The sequence below is a fragment of the Amycolatopsis sp. w19 genome (assembly GCF_051373225.1).
GTDB lineage: Bacteria > Actinomycetota > Actinomycetes > Mycobacteriales > Pseudonocardiaceae > Amycolatopsis > Amycolatopsis japonica.
The window spans coordinates 42,841-65,578 of sequence record NZ_JBPQFM010000033.1; the positions used below are offsets into that span (position 1 = coordinate 42,841).

The 22,738-nt window shown below is 69.7% G+C and carries 23 protein-coding genes and 1 pseudogene; 5 read left to right on the plus strand and 19 right to left on the minus strand.

Annotated features, from left to right (window positions below; all coding sequences use genetic code 11):
- Positions 1–6 precede the first annotated feature (6 nt).
- Positions 7–498 (plus strand): tryptophan-rich sensory protein, encoded by a 492-nt coding sequence (locus ACSMFO_RS37305; RefSeq protein ID WP_436462201.1) that lies wholly within the window; start codon positions 7–9, stop codon positions 496–498.
- Here ACSMFO_RS37305 and ACSMFO_RS37310 read toward each other — a convergent pair.
- From ACSMFO_RS37310 to hemB, 4 genes are read right to left on the minus strand one after another with little or no spacing between them, the layout of a single operon-like run.
- Positions 495–869 (minus strand): hypothetical protein, encoded by a 375-nt coding sequence (locus tag ACSMFO_RS37310; RefSeq protein WP_037332976.1) that lies wholly within the window; start codon positions 867–869, stop codon positions 495–497. The two genes, ACSMFO_RS37305 and ACSMFO_RS37310, sit on opposite strands and share 4 nt — an antisense overlap.
- Entirely contained in the window at positions 847–1,299 is a 453-nt protein-coding gene (locus ACSMFO_RS37315) for a hypothetical protein (RefSeq protein ID WP_436462202.1), read from the minus strand. Before ACSMFO_RS37315 ends, ACSMFO_RS37310 begins: the two co-directional genes overlap by 23 nt.
- Complete coding sequence (locus tag ACSMFO_RS37320; RefSeq protein ID WP_038520117.1) at positions 1,296–1,847, minus strand: hypothetical protein; 552 nt, start codon at positions 1,845–1,847, stop codon at positions 1,296–1,298. The genes ACSMFO_RS37315 and ACSMFO_RS37320 overlap by 4 nt, the downstream gene beginning before the upstream one ends.
- A 10-nt stretch (positions 1,848–1,857) precedes the next feature.
- A complete protein-coding gene (gene hemB, locus ACSMFO_RS37325; protein WP_436462203.1) occupies positions 1,858–2,829 on the minus strand; it encodes a porphobilinogen synthase in 972 nt (323 codons plus the stop codon).
- A 136-nt stretch (positions 2,830–2,965) separates the two neighbouring features.
- On the opposite strand from hemB, the gene ACSMFO_RS37330 reads away from it, so the two are divergent.
- Positions 2,966–4,237 (plus strand): Nramp family divalent metal transporter, encoded by a 1,272-nt coding sequence (locus tag ACSMFO_RS37330; RefSeq protein WP_436462204.1) that lies wholly within the window; start codon positions 2,966–2,968, stop codon positions 4,235–4,237.
- A gap of 86 nt (positions 4,238–4,323) precedes the next feature.
- On the opposite strand, the gene ACSMFO_RS37335 is transcribed toward ACSMFO_RS37330, so the two are convergent.
- The 7 genes from ACSMFO_RS37335 to ACSMFO_RS37365 all read right to left on the minus strand — a co-directional run bounded on the left by ACSMFO_RS37335 (position 4,324) and on the right by ACSMFO_RS37365 (position 12,592).
- Positions 4,324–5,856 (minus strand): uroporphyrinogen-III synthase, encoded by a 1,533-nt coding sequence (locus ACSMFO_RS37335; RefSeq protein ID WP_005151748.1) that lies wholly within the window; start codon positions 5,854–5,856, stop codon positions 4,324–4,326.
- 60 nt (positions 5,857–5,916) lie between these two features.
- Positions 5,917–6,864: a hydroxymethylbilane synthase gene (hemC, locus tag ACSMFO_RS37340; protein WP_436462205.1), complete on the minus strand. Its 948-nt coding sequence runs from the start codon at positions 6,862–6,864 to the stop codon at positions 5,917–5,919.
- Positions 6,865–6,871: 7 nt separating this feature from the next.
- On the minus strand, positions 6,872–8,179 hold the full coding sequence (locus tag ACSMFO_RS37345) for a glutamyl-tRNA reductase (RefSeq protein WP_073846228.1): 1,308 nt from the start codon (positions 8,177–8,179) through the stop codon (positions 6,872–6,874).
- A gap of 1 nt (position 8,180) precedes the next feature.
- A complete protein-coding gene (locus tag ACSMFO_RS37350) occupies positions 8,181–9,008 on the minus strand; it encodes a redox-sensing transcriptional repressor Rex (protein WP_378418400.1) in 828 nt (275 codons plus the stop codon).
- A 258-nt stretch (positions 9,009–9,266) separates the two neighbouring features.
- Positions 9,267–10,802: a molybdopterin-dependent oxidoreductase gene (locus tag ACSMFO_RS37355; protein WP_436462206.1), complete on the minus strand. Its 1,536-nt coding sequence runs from the start codon at positions 10,800–10,802 to the stop codon at positions 9,267–9,269.
- Positions 10,803–10,860: 58 nt separating this feature from the next.
- Positions 10,861–11,097 (minus strand): glutaredoxin family protein, encoded by a 237-nt coding sequence (locus tag ACSMFO_RS37360; RefSeq protein WP_038520134.1) that lies wholly within the window; start codon positions 11,095–11,097, stop codon positions 10,861–10,863.
- 10 nt (positions 11,098–11,107) lie between these two features.
- Positions 11,108–12,592 (minus strand): AMP-binding protein, encoded by a 1,485-nt coding sequence (locus tag ACSMFO_RS37365; protein WP_436462207.1) that lies wholly within the window; start codon positions 12,590–12,592, stop codon positions 11,108–11,110.
- A 293-nt stretch (positions 12,593–12,885) separates the two neighbouring features.
- Here ACSMFO_RS37365 and ACSMFO_RS37370 point away from each other — a divergent pair, with 293 nt between their 5' ends.
- The 3 genes from ACSMFO_RS37370 to ACSMFO_RS37380 all read left to right on the plus strand — a co-directional run bounded on the left by ACSMFO_RS37370 (position 12,886) and on the right by ACSMFO_RS37380 (position 15,842).
- A complete protein-coding gene (locus ACSMFO_RS37370; protein WP_378418394.1) occupies positions 12,886–13,593 on the plus strand; it encodes a sigma-70 family RNA polymerase sigma factor in 708 nt (235 codons plus the stop codon).
- A gap of 164 nt (positions 13,594–13,757) precedes the next feature.
- A complete protein-coding gene (locus tag ACSMFO_RS37375) occupies positions 13,758–14,843 on the plus strand; it encodes a DUF5667 domain-containing protein (RefSeq protein WP_436462208.1) in 1,086 nt (361 codons plus the stop codon).
- 96 nt (positions 14,844–14,939) lie between these two features.
- Positions 14,940–15,842, plus strand: a complete 903-nt coding sequence (locus ACSMFO_RS37380; RefSeq protein WP_016330921.1) for an HAD family hydrolase — start codon at positions 14,940–14,942, stop codon at positions 15,840–15,842.
- Between the two features lie 342 nt (positions 15,843–16,184).
- On the opposite strand, the gene ACSMFO_RS37385 is transcribed toward ACSMFO_RS37380, so the two are convergent.
- From ACSMFO_RS37385 to ACSMFO_RS37420, 8 genes and pseudogenes are all read right to left on the minus strand, one after another.
- Positions 16,185–17,276 (minus strand): lysophospholipid acyltransferase family protein, encoded by a 1,092-nt coding sequence (locus ACSMFO_RS37385; RefSeq protein WP_395866909.1) that lies wholly within the window; start codon positions 17,274–17,276, stop codon positions 16,185–16,187.
- Complete coding sequence (locus tag ACSMFO_RS37390) at positions 17,273–18,322, minus strand: NAD-dependent epimerase/dehydratase family protein (RefSeq protein WP_038520149.1); 1,050 nt, start codon at positions 18,320–18,322, stop codon at positions 17,273–17,275. Before ACSMFO_RS37390 ends, ACSMFO_RS37385 begins: the two co-directional genes overlap by 4 nt.
- A 287-nt stretch (positions 18,323–18,609) precedes the next feature.
- Entirely contained in the window at positions 18,610–18,711 is a 102-nt protein-coding gene (locus ACSMFO_RS37395) for a 30S ribosomal protein bS22 (protein ID WP_007030867.1), read from the minus strand.
- 145 nt (positions 18,712–18,856) lie between these two features.
- On the minus strand, positions 18,857–19,072 hold the full coding sequence (locus tag ACSMFO_RS37400) for a helix-turn-helix domain-containing protein (protein WP_016330918.1): 216 nt from the start codon (positions 19,070–19,072) through the stop codon (positions 18,857–18,859).
- 193 nt (positions 19,073–19,265) lie between these two features.
- Entirely contained in the window at positions 19,266–20,081 is an 816-nt protein-coding gene (proC, locus tag ACSMFO_RS37405; RefSeq protein ID WP_038520151.1) for a pyrroline-5-carboxylate reductase, read from the minus strand.
- A 24-nt stretch (positions 20,082–20,105) separates the two neighbouring features.
- On the minus strand, positions 20,106–20,936 hold the full coding sequence (locus ACSMFO_RS37410) for a thioesterase family protein (RefSeq protein WP_016330916.1): 831 nt from the start codon (positions 20,934–20,936) through the stop codon (positions 20,106–20,108).
- Positions 20,937–21,077: 141 nt separating this feature from the next.
- Positions 21,078–21,875, minus strand: a complete 798-nt coding sequence (locus tag ACSMFO_RS37415; protein ID WP_037333006.1) for a sugar phosphate isomerase/epimerase family protein — start codon at positions 21,873–21,875, stop codon at positions 21,078–21,080.
- Positions 21,876–21,897: 22 nt separating this feature from the next.
- Positions 21,898–22,738, minus strand: a pseudogene (locus ACSMFO_RS37420) (hypothetical protein); the annotation flags it as partial.

Here is a 22,738-nt window from a genome sequence, read left to right on the forward strand (position 1 = left end):
ATCCACGTGTCCACGGTGCCGTCACCACCGACCCACCACCGTCGCCTGCGCTGGCAGGCCTTGGCCGGATTCATCGCCATGTCGGCGATCGTCGGCGTCGTGGCCGCGCTCGCCGTGGCCACCCGCTCCGAAGCGCACAACGCGCTGATCCGTCCGTCGTGGGCGCCGCCGGGCTGGCTCTACGGTCCGACGTGGACAGCCCTGCTCCTCGCGGTCGCCATCGCGGGCTGGGGCTACTGGCGGACCGACGGCGAGACGCGCGGCTTCGCCTTCTACGGCGTCTGCCTGCTGCTGACCCTGCTGTGGACGCCGCTGTTCTTCGCCGGCGGAGCACACGCCCTGGCACTGGCCGACGTCGTCGTCCTGGACTTCATGGTGCCCGTCACGATGATGGAGTTCGGGCGCCGCTCGAAGCTCGCCGCCTGGCTGCTGGTGCCATATCTGCTGTGGTTGCTGTACTCGACCGCGGTCAACGCCGCCGTCGTCTGGCTCAACTAGTCCTTGGGCTTGCGGCCCTTGGCCCGCACGGCGAGCAGGAACTGGCGGATCGCGTCCACCACGAGGATCGCGGCCAGGACGCCCAACCCGATGGCGCCGGCGAGCGGGCCGCCGAAATACCGCTGCGATTCCAGCGTCGTCGTCTCGCCGTAGGTGATCACGACCGGGACGACACCGGCCTTCCAGCACGCGAAGGCGCCCCACACCGCGAGCGCGGCGAGGATCAGCTCGACGGCCCCCACCACGGCGCGCAGGGGTTTGTGCAGCCGGGCCGCGGGCCGGGAGTCCTCCGGTGGCCACAGATCGGCGCCGGTCGGCTGGGGAAGGTCGATCACGGTGAGCAGTTTCTCATGACTCTGTGGTGCGAGCACGCACCAAATCCCCGAGAGCCTCGCGAAGGGCGTCCGGATCCTTCGCCCAAGCTCGCACGAACACGCCGTCTTCGAGCTTCAACCCGACTTCACCGAACTTCTTGGGGACCGTCCAGCCGCCGCCGAGGACGCGCGATCCGACCGGCGCCTCGTCTTCCAGGACCTCGGCGATCCTGGCCGCCTCCAGCGTTTCCTTGCCCTGCCGGTAGCCGTCCGGCGTGACTTCGAGCGAAAGGTACCGGCGGCGCGCGTAGACCCACGGAACGGTGATCGCCACCAGCCCCACCGCGACCAGGATCCAGGCGAGCCAATGGACCGGGCCGCCGGTCGCCAGTTCGGCGAGCAGCCCGGCGAGGGCGAACAACGGCGCCCACAGCAAAGCCGTCCAGCCGACGCCGGGTTCGTCGTAGCGGGGCGGCTCGGCGGTCATGGCAGCGTGCGCCCGACCTTCGGGAAATGATCGGAGACGCTGGGCAGGTACATGAGGACCAGCGCGATCGCCACCAGCAACGTGGACACCAGCAGGAACACGTTGAGCGAGCCGCGCAGGATCAGCAGTTCCACCAGGACCAGGAAGACCGCCCCCACGGTGAGCACCGTCCTGGCCGACCGCGTTCCCTCGCGGGCCTTGTACGCGAACAACGCGAACAGGACGGCGAAGGTGAGCGCACCGCCGAACAGCATCCACAGCAGGGTGTTCACGCCGGACGCGACCTGCGCCGGGTCGGCGGGCTGGCCGGGGACCGGGTTCTCCCTGATCTGCTTGAGGATCCCCTCGGTCAGTTCGTCTTTCAGCACCAGCAGGGCGATCTGACCGGCCACCAGGACGACACCGGCGAGGATCCACAGCCAGAACGAGATCGCGACCGGCTTCGGCACCACGATCTTCGGCGGCTTCTGGCCCGGCAGGATCGGATCCGGGGACATTCCGCGCTTACGGCGCTCGTCGTCCGTTTCGTCGGCTTTGCTGTCGCTCACGCGAGGCAGCCTAGTCCAGCCAAGCTGCGGCTTCGGCGGCCCAGTAGGTCAGGATCATGTCCGCGCCCGCGCGGCGGATCGAGGTCAGCACCTCGAGGATCGTGCGCTCGCGGTCGAGCCAGCCGTTCGCCGCGGCGGCCTCGACCATCGCGTACTCGCCCGAGATGTTGTACGCCGCGACGGGAACCGGCGACGCCTCGGCGGCGGCCCTGATGACGTCCAGATAGGACAGGGCGGGCTTGACCATGACCATGTCGGCGCCCTCGGCGATGTCCAGCTCGATCTCGCGCAGCGCCTCGCGCACGTTGCCCGGATCCTGCTGGTAGGTCTTCCGGTCGCCCTTCAGCTGCGAGTCGACGGCCTCGCGGAAGGGACCGTAGAACGCGCTGGCGAACTTGGCCGAGTACGCGAGGATCCCCGCGTCGGTGTGCCCGGCGCGGTCCAGCGCACTGCGGATGACGCCGACCTGGCCGTCCATCATGCCGCTCGGGCCGAGCAGGTGAGCGCCCGCTTCCACCTGCGCCAGTGCCATTTCCGCGTACACGCGCAGGGTGGCGTCGTTGTCGACACCGCCGTCGGCGTCGAGGACGCCGCAATGACCGTGGTCGGTGAACTCGTCGAGGCACGTGTCCGCCATCAGGACCGTCGCGTCGCCGAGCTCGGACCTCAGGTCGCGCAGGGCGACGTTGAGGATGCCGTTCGGGTCGATCGCGCCGGAGCCCTCCGCGTCCCGGGTCTTCGGAATGCCGAACAGCATCAGGCCGCCGACACCGGCGTTGACCGCCTCGACGGCGGCCTTGCGCAGTGTGTCGCGGGTGTGCTGGACGACCCCCGGCATGCTGGAGATCGGGCGGGGCGTGTCGGCGCCCTCGGCCACGAACATCGGGAGGATCAGCTGACGTGGGCGCAGCGTCGTCTCACCGACCAGCCTGCGCATCGCCGGAGTGGTACGGAGCCTGCGGGGACGATGTTCGGGAAACACCCTCACGACGGTACTCCCGCCCGCTTGAGAGGCGGTGAACGGCCGAACCTTTCCTAAGGAACGGTAAAGAGTCACCTTTGTCCGATTCCTCCGCGGTGTGACGTGGGTTACCTTCCACGGCATGTCGAGTTCAACGGTGACCGACCAACTGGAAGAACCGCCCGTCGGCTGGCGCGCACGGCTGCGCCAGGTCGGGCCAGGGATCATGGCCGCGGCGACCGGGGTCGGCGCGGGCGACCTCGTCGCGACGATGGTGGCCGGATCGCGCTTCGGGTACACGCTGCTGTGGGCGGTGCTCGTCGGCACGATCTTCAAACTCGCGCTGGCCGAAGCCGTCGGCCGCTGGCATCTGACCTCGGGCCGGACGATCCTTTCCGGCTGGCGGACGCTCGGGATCTGGGCGCTGATCTACTTCGGCATCTACGCGGTGATCTGGGGCTTCGTCTACGGCGCGACGGCCATGTCCGCGTCGGGGCTGCCGCTGAACGCGCTCTTCCCCGCGATTTCGGTGCGGTACTGGGCGATGATCTGCGGCCTGCTCGGCTTCGCACTGGTGTGGTTCGGGCGCTACGCGATCATCGAGAAACTGATGACGGTGCTCACCGGTGTCATGTTCGTGACCGTGGTCGGCACCGCGATCCTCGTCGTGCCGGATTTCGCCGAACTGTTCAAGGGCGCCGTCCCGACCCTGCCCGACGGCTCGCTCGTCTACGTCCTCGGCCTGGTCGGCGGCGTCGGCGGCACGATCACCATGGCGGCCTACGGCTACTGGACGCTCGCGAAGGGCTGGCGCTCGTCGAAGTGGCTGCCGATGATGCGCACCGACAACGCCGTCGGCTACGTGATGACCGGGATCTTCGTGATCGCGATGCTGATCATCGGCGCGGAACTGTTGCTGGGCCAGAAGATCATCTCGGGCGACAAGGGCCTGCTGTTCCTCGGCGACACCCTCGCCGCGGATTACGGGCAGTGGGCGCGGATCCCGTTCCTCATCGGCTTCTTCGCCGTTTCGTTCACGTCGGTGATCGGCGTCTGGCACGGCGTGAGCCTGCTGTTCGCCGACTGGTGGCGCATCCTGCGGCTGCCCGCGAACACGACGGAAAGCGTTGAGGCGTATGAGAAAAAGGCCGGCGAACGCAGTGTCGCGTACCGCGGATACGTGCTGTGGCTGACCTTCCCGCCGATGGCGTTGCTGTTCCTGGACCAGCCGTTCCAGCTCACCGTGATCTACGGCGTGCTGGGCGCGTTGTTCATGCCGTTCCTGGCGGCGACCTTGCTGGTGCTGCTGAACACGTCACGGGTGCCGCGGGAAGGGCGTTCGCGGTGGCTGTCGAACGGGCTTTTGGGGATCTGCCTGGCGATGTTCGCTTACCTGGCGTACACGGAGGTCGTGAAGTTCTTCAGCTGAGGCCGCACCCTGCGGGCCCAAGTACATGAAGGCCCCCTTCACCGCGTCTAGCGCAATGAAGGGGGCCTTCACGTACTAACCGATCGTCAGGAGCGGCGAGCCCGCTTCGCCTTGCGAGGCGGCGGAAGCGCGCCTTCGGCACGGAGCCGGGCGGCGTGCTCGGCGAGCGCGTCGACCAGGTGCGGGACGTCGGCCTTCTCGGGCTGGACGTCGACCCGCAGCCCGAACTCCACGGCGGTCTCCGCGGTCTTCGGGCCGATGCACGCGACCAGCGTGCGGGTGTGCGGCTTGCCGGCGATGCCGACGAGGTTCCGCACGGTCGAGGACGAGGTGAAGCAGACCGCGTCGAAACCGCCGGTCTTGATCATCTCGCGGGTCTCGGCGGGCGGCGGCGCGGCCCGCACGGTGCGGTACGCGGTCACGTCGTCGATCTCCCAGCCACGTTCGCGCAGACCGGCCGAAAGGGTCTCGGTGGCGATGTCGGCCCGCGGCAGCAGCACGCGGTCGACCGGGTCGAGGACGTCGTCGTACGGCGGGAACTCGGCGAGGAGACCCTCCGAGGACTGCTCGCCCTCCGGGATCAGCTCGGGGATGATGCCGAACGAGCGCACCTTCGCGGCGGTCGATTCGCCGACGCAGGCGATCTTCACGCCGGAGAAGGCGCGGGCGTCGAGGCCGAACTCCTCGAACTTCTCCCACACCGCGCGGACGGCGTTGGTCGAGGTGAAGACGATCCACTGGTAGCGGCCGTCGACGAGACCCTTGACCGAACGCTCCATCTGGGCGGGACTGCGCGGCGGCTCGACCGAGATGGTCGGCACCTCGTGCGAGGTGGCGCCGTGGCCGCGAAGCCGCTCCGCCATCTCACCGGCCTGCTCCTTGGTGCGCGGCACCAGGACCTTCCAGCCGTACAGCGCGCGCGACTCCCACCACGACAGCTTCGAGCGCTGGCCGACGGCCTGGCCGATGGTCACGATGAGCGGGCCGACGAGCTCGCCCGCCTCGTTCGCGACGGTGGCCAGCGTGGTGTCCAGGGTGCGCTGGGTGTTGATGGTGCCGTTCGACGTGACGGCGACCGGGGTGGTCGGCGCCAGTCCGTGCTCGGTCAGCGCGGACGCGGCCTCGGCCAGGTGCGCCGACGTCGCGTGCAGCACGATCGGGCCGGGGGTCGCGGCCAGCGCGGCCCACTCGACGTCGCCGCGGACGTCGACCTCGGTGTGCGTGCCACCGAGCGCGACGCCGGCGTACGCCGGGACGGCCGCGCCGGGCGAGACGCCCGGGATGATGTCGAACACGGCGCTGGTCCGGGAAACGGCCTGCACCTCGGCGACGACGGCGGGCTGGGTCAGCGGGTCACCGGCGATGAGCCGGAGCACCAGCCGTCCGGCCTTGGCCTCGTTCACCAGGTCCTTGGCGACTTCGGTGGCCTCGCCGACGGCGGGGCGCACTTCGGCGCCCTCGGCGGCGAAGGCCAGGACGCCCGAAGGGACGTCCGGGTCGGTCACCACGACCTCGGCCTTGGCGAGCAGCTCCTGAGCGCGGACGGTCAGCAGACCGGCGTCACCGGGGCCCGAGCCCACGAAGGCGACACGCCCGGTGGTCTTACGCGCGGGGGTCATCTGTGCGTTCTCCTCTTGAGCGGCCGCAGTCGAGCGCGGCCCTACCTTCAACGTTCTGACTCACTGGGCGGGGCCGGACAGCGCACCGGCCCCCAGGTCGAGCAGCTCGGCGGCCAGTGTCCGGCCGAGCTGATCGGCTTCGTGCTTGTCGGCGAGCGCGGAAGCGCGCACCATGTCGACCGCGTCCCCGTCCCCTTCGACGGCGGCGGTACCCCGCAACGAGATCCGCTCGACGACCCGCCCTTCGGCGTCCAGGTCCTCGACGATCTCCGCCAGCGCTCCGACCGGTGCGCTGCACCCGGCTTCCAGCGCCGCGAGCAACGCCCGCTCGGCGGTCGCCACGGCACGGGTGCCTTCATCGTCCACGCATGCCCCGAGCAGGTGCTCGATGTCCACGTCACCGGTCCGGCACTCCACCGCCAGCGCACCCTGCGCGGGTGCGGGCAGCATCTGGATCGGGTCGAGGGTCTCGGTGATCTCCTCCGCCCGGCCGATCCTGGCCAGTCCGGCACGCGCCAGGATGACGGCGTCGAGCTCTCCGTCGCTCACCTTGCGCATGCGGGTGTCGATATTGCCTCGGATCGGCACGATTTCCAAACCGAGACCGAGCGCGCGCAGCTGCGCGGTCCGCCGCGGCGAGCCGGTGCCGACGGTCGAGCCGGGCGGGAGCTCGCCCAGCGTCAGCCCGTCACGGGCGATCAGCGCGTCACGCGGGTCCTCGCGGCGCGGCACGGCGGCGAGCGTGATGCCCGGTTCCGGCTTCGTCGGGAGGTCCTTGTACGAGTGCACGATGACGTCGACTTCTTCGCGCAGCAAGGCTTCGCGCAGCGCGGAAGTGAAGACGCCGACCCCGATCGTGGGGATCGGCGCGGACGACTTGTCGCCGGGGGTCGTCACGGTGACGAGCTCGACCTCGGCCCCGGTGGCACGCAGGGCGTCGGCGATGGTGCCGGTCTGCGCGAGGGCGAGTTTGCTGCCGCGCGTCCCGATGCGGATGACTCTGCTCACTGGATGATCACTCGTCTTTCGGCGTTGCGGTGGGACTCGCCACGGCGGCGGGCGCCTGCGGGTCGAGGCAGAACAGCTCGCGCAGCGCGTTGGCGTAGTCGGTGTCGGCCGTCTCGGCGGCCAGCTGCTTGACCCGCACCGTCGGCGCGTGCAGCAGCTTGTCGACCACGCGGCGGACCGTGCGGCCGACCTCCTCGCGGACCCCGGCGTCGAGATCCGGCAGGCGGTTGTCCAGCCGCAGCAGTTCGGCGTCGACCACCTCGGCCGCCCGGCGCCGCAGCGCCGTCACCGTCGGGGTGACCTCGGCGCTGCGCTGGCCGGCGAGGTACTCGCGCACCTCGTCGAGCACGATGCCGGTGGCCTTCGCGGTCTGCCGTTCGGTGGTCGGGGTGCCCGCTTCCCGCATGCGGCGCTGGATGGTTTCGAGGTCGACCACGGTGACGTCGGCCAGTGCGGCGACGTCGTGGTCGACGTCACGCGGGAGGCCGAGGTCGCAGACGACCAGCGGGCGCCCGGCACGGGCCGGGACGTGTGCGGCGGTGAAGACCGCGGCCTGCGCGCCGGTGCAGCAGACGACGACGTCCGCCTCGGCGACCGCGTCCGCGATCCCGCTCATCTGGACGGCCTTCGCGGGCACTCCCTGCTCGACGCTCGCGGCGGCGAGGCGGGCGGCCCTGGCCTCGGTGCGGTTGGCGATGGTGATCTCGCCGATCCCGGACTTGCGCAGCTGCGACGCGGTCAGCGCGCCCATCGAACCGGCGCCGATGATCAGCGCGTGCTTGCCCGCGATGTCCCCGGCCGCGGCGAGCGCCTCGGAGACCACCGACGCGCCCAGCTGGTCGAGCCCGGTCTCGGTGTGGACGCGTTTGCCGACGCGCAGCGTGGTCTGGATCAGCTCGTGCAGCGTGCGGCCGACGGTGCCGGCCTCCCGCGCGGTGGCGTAGGAGGACCGGATCTGGCCGAGGATCTGCGTCTCGCCGACGACCATCGAGTCCAGCCCCGAGGTGACCGAGAACAGGTGCTCGATCGCGGCGCCGGCGTAGTGCACGTACAGCGACTCGTAGAGGTCCGCGGGCTGCATGCCGGCCTGGCGGGCGAGCACGTCGGAAACGTCGTTGAGGCCACCGTGGAAGGTCTCGACGACGGCGTAGACCTCGATGCGGTTGCAGGTCGAGACGAGGATCGCCTCGCTGACGTGCTCGGCCTGCTGCAGTTCGTGGAGCACCTTGGTCACGTCGGTCGCGGGGACCGCGACGCGCTCCAGGGTGTTCAGCTCGGCACTGCGGTGCGAAAGCCCGACCGCCAACACGCTCATTTCAGCGCACCACCATTCCGTTGCCGTGGCCGTTCACGCTGCCATTCTCGGCGCCCCCGGGGCCACTGTCCCCTCCGCCGTTGCCGTTAGCGGCCAGATCGGCGCGACGAGCGACGTGGAACGACAGGATCTGCAGCTCGACCGCGAGATCGACCTTGCGCACCTCGATATGTGCCGGAACCTGCAGCACGACCGGGGCGAAATTCAGGATGCACTGCACGCCACCTGCGACGAGCCGGTCGCAGACCGACTGCGCGGCGGTGGGCGGAGTGGCGATGACGCCGATGGAGATCTGCCGTTCGGCGCAGACTTTGGGGATCTCGTCGAGATGTGAGACCGGGAGACCGCCGACCGGGACGCCGACCAGATCCGGGTCGAGGTCGAACAGCGCCTCGACCGGGAACCCGCGGCCGGGGAACCCGCCGTAGTTGGCGAGCGCGTGGCCGAGATTACCGATGCCGACCACGGCGACCTTGTGCTTGCGGGTCAGGCCGAGGATGCGTTCGATCTGGCTGACCAGCACCTGGACGTCGTAGCCGACGCCGCGGGTGCCGTAGGAGCCGAGGTAGGACAGGTCCTTGCGCAGTTTCGCGGAGTTGACGCCCGCGGCCTGCGAGAGCTCCTCGCTGGAGATCGTCGTCGCGCCCTGCTCGGCCAGCCCGGAGAGGACACGGAGGTAGACGGCGAGGCGGGCGACGGCGGCTTCGGGGATGGACTTCGCGCGGACCGCTTCCGGCTCGGCGGTGGTCTCGACGGCTGGCATCTCCGCGGTGGGCGCGTTGTCGGCGTCCGGTGTCACCCGGGTGCGCCGGCCTCGTTGCGACACCACGCTTGTCCGCTCCCTCTGGTCCCTGCTGACGACATGAATCGCCCGAACCTGGAAAACGGCTCTTGACCCGCCGCGCTGAGTCCGGTTCGATGCCGGGCGCTTTCGGAGGCGACGTATCTACGGTAGCCACTTGTGAACGCAGGCACAAAGTCACAGGTAGAGGGGATGACACACCCCACAGTGCCCGGGCGCGTGGGTCGTGAGCGGTAAGTGTCGTTCTAACGACACTTACCACTCACGACCACGGTGACCGAGGCGTCAGCGCGCGTTGACCGTCACCGTGTGCCAGCCGGTGGCGCCGTCGGGAACGGTCCCGGCGCGCTCCTGCGTCTGCGTGTATCCCGACTGATCCGTCGCCCGGACGGCGATCTCGTGCTGACCAGCGGCGACGTCGACCTCGGTCCACCACATCCGCCAGGTGTCCTTCGACGTCTCCGCCGACAGGACCGCCTCCTTCCACGGCCCCTGATCGACCCGGATCTCGACCTTCGCGACGCCGGTGTGCTGCGCCCACGCGGTCCCGGCCACCACGACCTTGCCCGCGTTCACCGCCGAACCCGGCGCGTCGATCCGCGACTGCGTCTTCACCGGCGCTTCCTTCGCCCAGCCGCGGTCGAGCCAGTACGCCTTGCGCTCCGCCCAGGTGGTGATCTCCAGTTCGGTCACCCATTTCGTGGCGGACACGTAGCCATAGAGCCCGGGGATCACAATCCGCGCGGGGAAGCCGTGCTCGATCGGGAGCGGTTCGCCGTCCATGCCGAGGGCGAGCATCGCGCCGCGCCGCGGATCCAGGGCGGCTTCGACCGGGGTTCCGCAGGTCCAGCCGTCGACGCTGGTCGCGAACATCTGCTCGGCGCCGGGTTTCACGCCCGCCTCGTTCAGCAGATCCCGCAGGTCGATGCCGATCCAGCGCGCGTTGGAGATGTACGGGCCGCCGACCTCGTTGGAGACACAGCACAGGGTGACGTCGCGTTCGATCAGCGGCCGCGAGCGGAGGTCTTCATACCGATAGGTGACTTCGCGGTCGACCATCCCGCGGATCTGCAGGCTCCAGTCCTCGGTGCGGACCTGCGGGACCACCAGCGCCGTGTCGATCCGATAGAAATCCTTCGAAGGAGTGATGTACGGCGGAGTGCCGAGCTTCGCGAAATCCGCGTCGGGCGGGATCGGCGGCGCGGTCCTCGCCGCGACGAGCCTGCCGACGGCGGCCCGCGACTCCTCCGCGTTCTTCCTGGTCCCGACGATCTGGCCGGTCAGCGCGGCGACGCCGGCGCCCGCCGCGACGGACGCGCCGGTGATCAGCACCCTGCGCCGGTCCGGGCCTTCGCCTTCACGGTCGTCGAAGAACACCTTCGGGCGGAAGAACGCATGCAGCCGCGTGAACACGATCAGCGCGACGACGGTGGCGATCACCGGCGCCAGCAGCGCGATCTGCCCGAGGTCGGTGCGCACGAAGACGGCGGCGACGCCTGCCGCGCCGAGGACGCCGACGATCACCTGTCCCGGCAGTGGATTGCGGCGCGAGAGCTGCCCGGCGAGCAGCGCGAACAGCACCAGCACCACGGCAAGGCCGATCTTGAGGACGGGCTTGTCCCAGGTCTCCAGCGTCCGCTCGGCCCAGGCGACCACCGCGTGCGGGCTGTGGTCGATGACGAAGTTCGCGACGGCGACGAATGGCGAGGCCGTGTACCCGACGAAACCCGCGACGAGATGTCCCACGCCGAGGGCTGCCGCCAGTGACAGGAGCCCGGTCAGTGCGGCTTGCGGGAAGGTGAGCCTGCGTTCGTCGTCCACGACTCCATCTTCGGAGCGAATCGGCCGTTGGGGCGGCCGATCGCCCCTTACGAGTGTGTTACGCCAATGCTTTCCGGAGCCTGTCCTCTTCGACGCGCCAGTAGCCGTGCTCGGCGTCGTCGACGAGGATCACCGGCACGCGGTCGCCGTATTCGGCCCGCCATTCGGGATCGCTGTCGACGTCCTGGGCCGACCAGGCGACGCCCAGCTCGCCGCAGATCCGCTCGATGTCCTGTTCCGCGACCTCGCACAGGTGGCAGCCCGTGCGGGTCATGACGGTGACGTGGTGGGCCATGCCCCAATCCTTACCTGAGGCGCATCCTGCGCAGCTTCCCGGTGGCCGAATGCGGCAGCGACTCCGCGAACTCGACGGTGTGCGGCACCTTGTACCCGGCCAGATGCTCGGCGCAGTGCTCGACGACCTGCTGTTCCGACAGCGATGCGCCCTGCGCGGGGACGACGACGGCCTTCACCGCCTCGCCGGTCCGCTCGTCGACGACGCCGACGACGCCCGCCTCGACGACCTCGTCCAGCATCGAGATCACGTTCTCGACCTCGTGCGGGAAGACGTTGAAGCCGTTGACGATGATCAGGTCGTTGGCCCGGTCCACCAGGTGCAGGTCGCCGTCGGTGTCGAGGTAGCCGACGTCGCCGGTGCGGAACCAGCCCTCATCGTCGGGGCCGTGCGAGCCGTCGGGCCAGTAGCCGGAGAACAGGTTCGCGCCGCGGATCGACACCAGGCCGGTGCCGCCGTCCTCGTCGAAGGCGTCGCCGAGGTCGTCCGGGTCCAGCGGGACGGGCTCCGCGTCGCCGTCGCTGTCGACGAGCCGGAGCTCGACGCCGGGCAGCGGCCGCCCGACCGAACCGGGCTTCGGGTAGCCGGTGACCAGGGTCGTGGTGACCACGGGCGCGCATTCGGTGAGGCCGTAGCCCTCGTAGACGTCGAGTCCGGTGGCGCCGCGGAGGGCGGTGAGGATCTTGGGATGAAGCGGCGCCGCACCCGAGGTCATCCGCCGCACGGTGGACAGGCCCTGGCCGAGTTCCTCGGGGTCCATCGCGGCGAATTCGGCGTACATCGCGGGCACGCCGGCGATCGACGTCACCCGGTACTCGGTGCAGTCGGCCAGGGTGCGCTCGGCGAGGAAACGCTCGGACAGGATCGCCGTCGCGCCGACCGCCGTGGTCTGCAGCAGGCCGGGGCCGAGGCCGTAGACGTGGAACAACGGGATGGTGATGAGCACGCGGTCGCCGTGTACGAGCGGCGCCGGGACGATCCGGCTCAGCTGATCGAGGTTCGCGAGCAGCGCCCGGTGCGACAGCATCACGCCGCGCGGCGGGCCGGTCGTGCCGGAGGTGTACGAGATGACCGCTATGTCCTCACCGGCGCCGGACGCGTCGACCGGTTCGGCTGCTCCATCCGAGGTAACAGCCGGTGAGAGGCTTGTCACCCCGTCGGGGAGTTCCTCGGTGGGTTCGCGTTCGAGGACGAGCCGTGCGCCGCTGTGCTCCAGCAGCCCGTTCAGTTCCGCGGCCGGCCCCTGCGGCGAGATCGGGACGACCACCGCGCCCGCCCGGAGCGCCCCGAACAGCGAGACGGCGAACGCGGCCGACGTCGGCAGCCGCAACGCCACCCGGTCACCGCGCTCGATTCCCGCGTCGAGCAGGGCGCGGGCCAGCGTGTGGGCGGCGTTGTCGAGCTCCGCCCAGGTCAGCGCGACACCTCCGCCGGTCTCCTGGACGGCCGCCTTGCCCGGCCACTGACGAGCGGCCTCGGCGAGCAAAGTGGGCACACTTGCATCGGCAACCTGCTCCGCGCTCAACTGCGAACCTCTTCCCTGGAGTGAACGGCGTTGCCAGTTTGTCATCCCGGCCACCGTCATGGGGGTCACTCGCTTTCGTCGCAGTTCCGTAACCCCGGCACCGCTACCTACTTCGCGGTAACTACACGTATGCTGCTGTGCGTCGTCGAGTGGTGTTGATCACTCGATGGTGAGAAAGGGAGTCCGGACGTGCAGATCTTGCAGGCCCACGCGGCGGTGGGACATGCGGGCCGGTCCTCCCTGTCCGGAACGGGAGGTGGACCGTGACTCTTCCCGCGCCCAACCCCGTCTCGATGCTGGCGGGCCACATCCTCCGCCGGAGCGGTTTCCCCGCGGCGCCGTCGGCCCGGCCCAAGGTCAGCGACACCGCCGAGAGCGACGCCGCCGCCGAAGCCGCGAAGGCCGAAGCCTGGGAGCTGGTCAGCGCCGCTCAGGACGGCGACACCTCCGCGTTCGGGCGGCTCTACGACCGCTATGTGGACGTCGTCTACCGGTACGTCCTGTTCCGCCTCGGCGACCGGGACCTGGCCGAAGACGTCACCAGCGAGACGTTCCTCCGCGCGCTGCGCCGCATCACGTCGGTGAGCTACCAGGGGCGTGACGTTGGCGCCTGGTTCGTCACCATCGCGCGCAACATCATCCTCGACCACGTGAAGTCGAGCCGGTTCCGCCTCGAGGTCGTCACCGACGAGGTCGCCGAGCCCAACGGGGCGCCGATCGGGAACGTCGGCGTGCAGGCCGTCGCGGGGCCGGAACAGCAGGCCATCAGCCGCGCCACCCGCGCCGAACTGCTGCGGTGCGTCGCCGAGCTCGGCGAGGATCAGCGCGAGTGCATCGTGCTGCGGTTCATGCAGGGGCTTTCGGTCGCCGAGACCGCCGCGATCATGAAGCGCAACGAGGGCGCCATCAAGGCCCTTCAGCACCGCGCGGTACGCCGTTTGGCACAACTTCTGCCCACAGGACTGCGTTAAGCCCGCCGATATACCCACCACCACCCTCAACGGAAACGCTCCGCGTTGCGGCATCGATCCAATATTTATGCCTCACCCGGCCTTGCCGTAACCCTTGGGCGTCCCCGCTCGTTTTCTCAGCCAGACCGGTGTCAGGACCGGGCTGAGCAGATGGAGACTTCGCCGTGGGCGTGCCGGGATGGTTCGCGCGGGAGCGGGCGGACGGTGACCGCTTCGCCGACCTTGTCGACGGCACCGAATCCCCGGACGACGACGAGTTCGCGCACGAACTCGCGCTCGTCGGCGGCTTGCGCGAACTCGGCGCCGGCGGCGCCCCCGACGCGGAAACCCGGCAACGGATCCGCGACGAGATCGCCGGACGCCTCGCCGAATCCGAAGCCGCGCCGAAGCGACGTGGTCACGCCGTCGCCAATCTCGCCGCGGCCGCCGTCGCGCTCGTGCTGGCGCTCGGCGGGATCACCCTGTTGCTGTCCAAGGACGCATTGCCGGGCGATCCGCTCTACGGCATCAAACGAGCGGGTGAATCGGCCTCGCTCGGGCTCACCTTCGACGAGCAGGACAAGGCGAAGAAGCATTTGGAGTTCGCCGCGAACCGCGTCGGAGAACTGGACGAGCTGACCCGGCAGGGCGCGCCCACCGCCGCGTATTTCACCGGACTCGCCGATTTCGAGACCGACCTCCGCGCCGGCGTCTCGCAGTTGACGGCACTCGTCACCGATCAGGGTGGCCAGGCCCGGCTGGCCGAGCTCCGGTCCTGGGCACGTCAGCAGTCCGACCGGCTCGGTCTCCAGATCGACTACGCCCCCGCCGAAGCACGCGACAAATTCGACTCGGCCCGCGTACTCCTCGAGAGGGTCCAAGCGCGCACGACGGATCTCGGCTCGCGTCTGGTCTGCTACACGATCACCACGGGATCTTCCGACGAGCTGGGCGCGGTCCCGGCCGCCGGTGACTGCGTCCGCAACCCCGACTCCCCCGACGCGGTCCTTCCGCCGGTGACGTCTTCCCCGCCGTCGTCCGCTCCGTCTGTGACGCCGACACCGACCTCGGTGCCGCCTTCGTCCGGTGTGGACACCGCGGCCCCGACCGGACCGCTCGCCCCGCCGTCGGGAGGCACGCCGCCGCCCGTCGTGGCCACGCCCGGCCCGACGACGCGGACGTTGCCGACGCCGACGATCACCACGCCACCGCCGCCGCTGGTTTCGATTCCGCCGCTCATCCCGGGGTTACCGCCGATAATCATCGGCTGACTCGGTGTCACGTGAGGCAGGCGCCACACCCGGGACAGCGTGGTCGGCCGCTCGCTACGCTGTGCACAGGCACCTGGGATTCCGGAGGCGGTGTGCGTGTCAGTGTGGCGGGGCAGGGATAAGAGTCAAGAGCTCGAACGGCTGGCCGAGCTCGCGGGCGAGGCGTCGGCCGAGGCCGCCATGGCGACCGCGTCCGCCGAAGCCCTCGAACCGCCCGCGCCGCCCGCGCCGCCGGACCTGACGGCGGCCGCGTTCTTCGACGTCGACAACACCATGATGATGGGCGCGTCGATCTTCTACTTCGCCCGCGGCCTGGCCGCGCGCAAGTTCTTCACGTCCGCCGATCTGGCCGGATTCGTCTGGCAGCAGGTGAAATTCCGGCTCGGCGGCCGGGAGAACAAGGAGGACATCAAAACCCACCGCGAGCGCGCACTGTCCTTTGTGGCCGGTCGTACCGTGCAAGAACTGACCGACATCAGCGAAGAGATCTACGACGAGCTGATGGCGGACAAGATCTGGTCCGGCACCAGGGCGCTCGCGCAGATGCACCTCGATGCCGGGCAGCGGGTCTGGCTGGTCACCGCGACCCCGATCGAACTCGCGGCCATCATCTCGCGGCGCCTCGGTCTCACCGGCGCGCTGGGCACCGTCGCGGAGACCAAGGACGGCGTCTACACCGGCCGTCTCGTCGGCGACCTGCTGCACGGCCGCGCGAAAGCCCACGCGGTGCGCGCGCTGGCGTCACGCGAAGGGCTGAACCTCAAGCGCTGCACGGCGTATTCGGACTCGCAGAACGACGTCCCGATGCTGTCGGTCGTCGGCACCGCGGTCGCGGTGAACCCCGACGGCGGCCTTCGCGACGTCGCGCGGGCACGTGGCTGGGAGATCCGTGACTTCCGGACCGGACGCAAGGCCGCGAAGATCGGCGTGCCGTCGGTGCTGGGCGTCGGTGCCGTGGCCGGTGCCGTCGCGGCGGGCATGGCCTACCGCAAGCGCTGACCCGCGTTTAGTCCTCTGAATGGTCCTTGCGCGTGCAACTACCGCATCCAGAGGACGAAACGCGTGAGGGTGGCTCGTCGTGATCAGACCTTCTCTGCGCGACTGTGTGGATTTCTGGTCATCCAACGCCCCAAAATCCACACAGTCGGGCGGCGCTCTCGGCACCTGACACCCGCCGGCGTTGTGAGAGCCACTTTCGCACCCGCCACTGCACACTGAACGCCGAAGCGCTGACCCGTCACATGCGTGCTTAAGGCCGGAACTCGCGTGTTTGGAGCCGGAACTCGAGAGTTCCGGCTCCGAGCACGCGAGTGACGGCTCCAAGCACGCGAGTTACGTGGTCTAGCCCTTGAAGACGCTCTTCCGCTGCGAAAGGCGTTTGTACAGCGACTGCTGGATCGACTCCCGCACCTGGTCGGTCAGCGTGAACACCAGCATCGGGTCGTCCACGGCGTCCGCGTCGTAGGTGTCCGTGCGGATCGGCTCGCCGAACTCGATGCTCCACTTCGTCGGCAGCGGGATCGCGCCGAGCGGGCCGAGCAGCGGGAACAGCGGCGTCACCGGGAAGTATGGCAGGCCGAGCACCCGCGCGAGCAGCTTGACATCCCCGATCTTCGGGTAGATCTCCTCCGCGCCGATGACGGACACGGGGATGATCGGCGCCCCGGTCCGCAGCGCGGCGGAGACGAAACCGCCACGGCCGAACCGCTGCAGCTTGTAGCGCGACGAGAACGGCTTCCCGATCCCCTTGAACCCTTCCGGCCAGACCCCGACGAGTTCTCCCTTGCGCAGCAGGCGTTCCGCGTCGGCGTTGCAGGCGAGCGTCTGCCCGGACTTGCGGGCGAAGGAGCCGATCAGCGGCAGCTGGAACACCAGATCCGCGCCGAGCCCGCGCAGGTGCCTGCCGCCGGGGACGTGGTCGTGCACGGCCACGGCGGTCATCAACGCGTCGAGCGGCACCGTGCCGGAGTGGTTCGACACCAGCAGCGCGCCGCCGTCGGCGGGCAGGTTCTCGACGCCGAACGTGTCGACCCGGAACCACTTCTCGTACAGCGCGCGCAACGGCGGCAACAGCAGGGTCTCGGTGAGCTCGGCGTCGAAGCCGAACTCGTCGACGGTGTAGTCACCGGTCAGCCGGTCACGCACGAACGCCAACGCCGTCCTGAGCGAGTCCGGGAGGAGGTCCGCGTCGGCGGGCCTCGTCCGGGCGGGCGAGACCCGCGCCGCCCCGGGGAACTCGACGACAGGCGCGTCGGCCCGGCGTTCGGAGTCCAGATGGTCCTGAGCTTCTTCCGACTCGCGAAGATCCCGTTCCGCCTGCGCGGCCGCGTCCGGCTTCTCTCTGCCGGGGCCGTGCAACGGGATGACCTGCGCTTCAGCGCCGCTCACGTTTTCCGCCTCGCCTTCGTGAGAGTTCTCGTGTGGCCTGCTCACCGGTGCGCCGCCTGTCCGGTCGCCGCGGCCACCAGCACCTTGCCCGCGAATCCGGCGAGCTTGCCGCCGTCCACCACGGGCCGGAGCCCGCGGCCGGTGATGTAGTCGTCGAACGCTTCCCGCGTCGTCCACCGCGGGGTGTAGCCGAAGTCCTTCTTGAGCTTCGTGATGTCCACGACGCGGCCGAAGTTCAGCAGCCGGACCTGGTCGGCGGAGAAGTCGACCACCCGCGCTCCGCGCAGCACCTTGCCGACCGACGGCACGACGCCGCTGGGCATCGGCAGCTCGACCCGCCCGGCTCGCCGGATCGCCTGAGAAAGGGTGAGTACCCCCTCCGACCCGACGTTGAACACGCCGGGTTTGTCGTTCAGCGTCGCCTGTTCGAAGACGGCCAGCGCGTCCGAGGCGTGAAGCAGCTGGATGCGCGCGTCGTAGCCGAAGACGGTCGGGACGACAGGCAGCGCGAAGTAGCGCGACAGCACCGTGTCGATCTCCGGGCTGATGATGTTGGCGAACCGGAGGAGCGTCGTCGTGATGTCGGGACGGCGGCGCATGAGCCCGCGGACATACCCCTCCATCTCGACGGCGTCCTTCGCGTAGCCGCTGGCCGAGGTGGGGATGAGCTCCGAATCCTCGGTGAAGACGGCCTGCGAGCGCGCGCCGGCGCCGTAGACGGCGGCCGTCGACTTCACCACGAGCTTGCGCACGAGCGGCGAGCGCTGGCAGGCCGCCAGCAGCCGCATCGTGCCGATGACGTTGACCTCTTTGATCGCCGTCCGGCGAGCCGGGCCCGCCGGATGCGCGGTGCACGAGGCGTGCACCACGGTGTCGACCTTGGCCGTGCTGATCACCTTGGCGATCAGCGGATTGCGGATGTCGGCGCGGACGTACTCGGCGTGCCCCATGCGCTGCAGTACCGACTTCTGCGGGGGCGTGGTGTCCACGCCGATCACCCGCTCGAACCCCGGATTGTTGCCGAGTCTGGCGAGCAGCTTCCCGCCAAGGTCTCCCCCGACCCCGGTCACGAGCACGATGTTCGACGGCATAGGACTCCCTGCGGCTTTTGGGCGGTTCTCGGACTTTCGATCACGGGGTCCTGATGACCTTGAGCGCTGGTCCATCGACCGTGTGTGCGCGAACCTGCACTCATGGGAAGCATCGCGCGGCTGCCCTTGAGATGTTACCGCTCATTAGGGGTAGTCGAGTCAGCGCTTACATGCTATTAACCCGCTGCTCGCAGAGGGGATCCACGTCTCACTCGAATGGGCGGAAACCGCCCACGAAATGGGAATGGCCCGTCCAGAAACTGGACGGGCCACTCACCGGCTGTGTCTTACTTGCCGGCCTTCCTACGCTGAACGCGCGTCCGGCGCAGCAACTTGCGGTGCTTCTTCTTCGACATGCGCTTACGGCGCTTCTTGATCACAGAGCCCATCGTGAGCGCTCCTTCCTTCGTCGTCGGTCACGCTGCCCGGCGCAGCGTCCAACGGGTGGAGCGCACAGGCACGAGCGGTCTTCCAGGGTACTCGCGCCCCGGAAGACGCCCTCGGGCGGGCACGTTGTGCTCCGCGGACCGAGCCTCAGCCCACGTCGAAGTACGCGCCTTGCAGATACTCGTGTACGGCCTTTTCGGGCACTCTGAACGACTTCCCGACGCGCACCGCGGGCAGCTCGCCCGAGTGAACGAGGCGGTAGACGGTCATCTTGGAGACCCGCATCAGCGTGGCCACCTCGGCGACCGTCAGGAACTGGACCTGGCCCACTGAGGGCAGATCATCCTTCTTGTTCGGCGGCATGATTCACCGTGTCCTTCGACACGTGTCGCGCCACGAGGCTTCCCCACCTGTGGTATCGACACGCACGTGCTCTCCTGAGAGTAGCGGGACACGTGTGGCTAAAGCGACGCGAGTCACCGGGATGGGCCCGTCCGACTACGCATTTCGTCCTCTGGATGCGGTGGTTCGACGTCGAACCACCGCATCCAGAGGACTAAACGCGGGGTTCGTGGGCGCGGCCCAGCTCGGTCGAGCGGTCCTTCGCGGCCTCGATGGCGGCCAGAAGCGCCGCGCGGACGCCGTGCTTCTCCAGCTCGCGGATGGCGTTGATGGTCGTCCCGGCGGGCGACGTGACGGCTTCGCGCAGCAGCACCGGGTGTTCGTCGGACTCGGCGAGCATCTTCGCCGCCCCGACCGCCGACTGGATGATCAGCTGCCCGGCGAGCGCCCGCGGCAGGCCGAGCAGGATCCCGGCGTCGATCATGGCCTCGACCAGGTAGAAGAAGTACGCGGGCCCGGAGCCGGAAAGCGCCGTGACGGCGTCCTGCTGCGACTCGGGCACTTCGACGACCTGCCCGACGTGCGAAAGCAGGTCCTTCACCACCGCGATGTGCTCGGCGGTCGCGTGCGCACCCGCGGAGACCGCGCTCATGGCCTCTCCCACGAGCATCGGGGTGTTCGGCATGACCCGCACCACCGGGACGCCGTCGGCCAGCCTGCGCTCGTACAGGGCGGTCGGCAGGCCCGCGCACAGGGAGACCACCAGGGACTCCTCGCCGAGCAGCGGCGCGAGCTCGTCCAGCACCGGCTCGATGTCCTGCGGTTTGACCGCGACGACCAGCACGTCGGCCCGGCGGGCGGCGTCGGCGACGCCGACCCCGTGCACGCCGTAGCGCTCGGTCAGCTCGGCCGCGCGCGCCGGATACCGCTCGGTGAACAGGAGGTCGTCCGGGCTGTGCCCGCCGTGCAGCAGGCCCGAGAGCAGGGCCTCCCCGATCTTCCCGGCACCCAGAACGGCGATCACACTCATGCCTTTCAGCGTGCCAAACGGCCGTCAGGCTCCAGGCGCCGGGGCAAGCGCCAGCTGCCGCGCCTGGCAGACCAGCCTGCCCTGCGAGTCGACCACGAGGGCGTCCGAGTCGAACCAGGCCTCGTGCACCGACTGGCTCTGGACGATCACCCGCAGCCAGCCCGGCGCCGGCCGGGTGCGCAGCAACGCGGTCAGCTGCACGGTGGGCGCCCAGCCGACCCGGCCGAGGTTGTAGACCACCGGCGGGTTCACGTCGCTCGCGAGCAGCGCGAAGTACGGGTCCGCGAGCCCGTGCCGGGGCCGGACCCACAGCCGCATCCTCGGCGGATCGCCGATCCGGCCGTGCAGGTAGCCGACACTCGCCGGGTCGAGCCTGACTTCGCAGCCCTTCGCGAGGTTGAAGAGGCCTTCGGAGGTCTCGCCGGTCACGGGCACCGCGCCGGGCGGCGGCTCCGCGGCCATGGCCGGGACGTCGGTCCACTCCGGCCGCCGCATCGGCAGCCGTCCGGTGGTCACCCTGGCCTCGACGCAGCTGCGGCCCCGCTGCTCCAGCAGAACGCCGACGACCGAGGCGCGCCTGCCGACCTTCCGGACGTCCATGCGCAGCAGCACCGGCCCCACCGCGGGCGGATGCAGGAACTCCGCGCTGATCGCGAGCGGCTCGGACGGCGGCTCCCCGCGTTCGTGCAGGAACGACAGGGCGGCCCGTGCCATCAGGGCCATCAGGAAGCCGCCGTGGGGGTGTCCACCGATCGACCATTCGGTACGGAGTACCGCCGTGAACGTGCCGTCACCCAGTGATCTCGTCGCGCATGCCTCGTCGAAGGAGGTGCTCGTTTCGTCGGTCGCGCTCACCGAGCACTGACCCAGGCCACGAGCCGATCCATCGGGGTGCGGGAGATCAACAAGCGCAGCTGGTTCACGGTCGGAACTTTACGTGTACCAGCGCCTCGGGCGCAGGGAGGAATGAATCTCCGCACCTGGAGACGATCTTTGTCACTGACCGAGGTGCAGCCTCGCGAACAAGAGTGACTCCGCGAGATCCCGCGACCGCTGCGCAGCGCTCGGCGACCGCCGGGTGTTGATCTCCAGCACGACCTGTCCGGAGAAATCGCTGCTCACGAGCTTTTCCAGCAGTTCGGCGCAGGGTTCGATGCCGCGACCGGGCACCAGGTGCTCGTCCTTCGGGAGCCCCGTGCCGTCCGCCAGATGGACGTGCGCGAGCCCGGGACCCATCCGATCGGCGAGCGCGAGGGCGTCCATCCCGGCTGCCGCTGTATGGGACAGGTCGAGCGTGTAGTGGCGAAACCCTACGTCCGTAGGGTCGATCGACGGCCGGAACGCCGACACCCGCGACGTCCGCGAGCCACCGGGCGGGCGGACCTTGAACATGTTCTCCACCGCGATCTCGATGCCGCTGGCTTCTTCGAGCTCGTCGACGAGGTCGCCGAACGCGTCGCCGTAGCGGCGCTGCCACCGGAACGGCGGATGCACCACGACCGTGCGCGCGCCCAGTTCCTGCGCGGCTTCCACCGACATCCGCAGGCGCACCACGGGATCCGGCGACCACACGCGCTGGGTGATCAGCAACGAAGGCGAGTGGATCGACAGCACCGGCACCCCGGTGCGCCGCGACCACCGGCGCAACGCGGAGACGTCCTGGCTGACCGGGTCGGCCCAGACCATCACCTCGACACCGTCGTAGCCGAGGTCGGCGGCCAGCTCGAACGCCACTCCCGCCCGCAACGGCCAGACGGACGCCGTCGAGAGGCCTACCGGAACCTGCTGAACCATTCCGGCATTCTTCCCGAGGCCGCTAACGGGCGACCAGCAGGAGTGCGGCCGGTGAGACCGTCACCACCAGTCCGACCAGCACCGCGAGCACCAGGGTCTGCAGATCCTCCGCCTTGCGGATCTTCCGGACGATCCACACCAGCGCGACGATCACCAGCAACGCGGCGACCAGCGCGGCGGCGGGAAGGTTCACCCACAGCCAGTTGAAGCCCAGCCACACCGCGGCACCACCGACGACGCCGAGGGCGAGCTGACCGGCCAGCGCCAGCCACTGCTTCCCCGGCGAGGCCTTCTCGGCGGGCGCCGCGGGCTCGTCGACGACCTCCTCGGCCTGATCGTCGTCGTAGTCGTCCTCGTACTCGTCGGCGCGGTAGCCGTAGTCGTCACGCTCGAAGTCCGGGCCGCCGTCCGGATACGCCGGGTCGGCGAACTCGCGCTCGTAGTCGTCGAGGTTGTCCTGACGGTCGCGATCGTCGAGGGAGTGCGGCGGTACGAACGGCATCGGCGCGGGGTGGGGCGGGTGGGAAGAACCCATGGTCGGGGGGCCTGCGTCGAACGGGTCCGGTTCGGGCTCGGGGTCCGGCTCGACGGGCGCGACCGGGGGCGGCACCGGCGGGATCCCGCCGATCTCGGTGTCCTCGGACTGCACCTTCTGCCTGCGCTTGCGCCATCCGGCGAGCCCCGCGGGCGGTGCCGCCGGCGCTGAGGATTCCACGGGGGCCTCGGGTTCGGGCTCGGGGTCCGGCTCGACGGGCGCGACCGGGGGCGGCACCGGCGGGATCCTGCCAATCTCAGTGTACTCGGACTGCACCTTCTGCCTGCGCTTGAGCCATCCGGAGAGCCCTGCGGGCGGTTCCGCCGGC

Excerpts from the sequence above, each read along its gene's own strand:
- ACSMFO_RS37395 (WP_007030867.1), bottom strand. The coding sequence starts at position 18,711 with ATGGGCTCTGTGATCAAGAAGCGCCGTAAGCGCATGTCGAAGAAGAAG.
- proC (WP_038520151.1), bottom strand. The coding sequence starts at position 20,081 with ATGAGTGTGATCGCCGTTCTGGGTGCCGGGAAGATCGGGGAGGCCCTG.
- ACSMFO_RS37360 (WP_038520134.1), bottom strand. The coding sequence starts at position 11,097 with ATGGCCCACCACGTCACCGTCATGACCCGCACGGGCTGCCACCTGTGC.
- ACSMFO_RS37315 (WP_436462202.1), bottom strand. The coding sequence starts at position 1,299 with ATGACCGCCGAGCCGCCCCGCTACGACGAACCCGGCGTCGGCTGGACG.
- ACSMFO_RS37400 (WP_016330918.1), bottom strand. The coding sequence starts at position 19,072 with ATGCCGCCGAACAAGAAGGATGATCTGCCCTCAGTGGGCCAGGTCCAG.
- ACSMFO_RS37335 (WP_005151748.1), bottom strand. The coding sequence starts at position 5,856 with ATGACCCCCGCGCGTAAGACCACCGGGCGTGTCGCCTTCGTGGGCTCG.
- ACSMFO_RS37390 (WP_038520149.1), bottom strand. The coding sequence starts at position 18,322 with ATGCCGTCGAACATCGTGCTCGTGACCGGGGTCGGGGGAGACCTTGGC.
- ACSMFO_RS37415 (WP_037333006.1), bottom strand. The coding sequence starts at position 21,875 with ATGGTTCAGCAGGTTCCGGTAGGCCTCTCGACGGCGTCCGTCTGGCCG.
- ACSMFO_RS37345 (WP_073846228.1), bottom strand. The coding sequence starts at position 8,179 with ATGAGCGTGTTGGCGGTCGGGCTTTCGCACCGCAGTGCCGAGCTGAAC.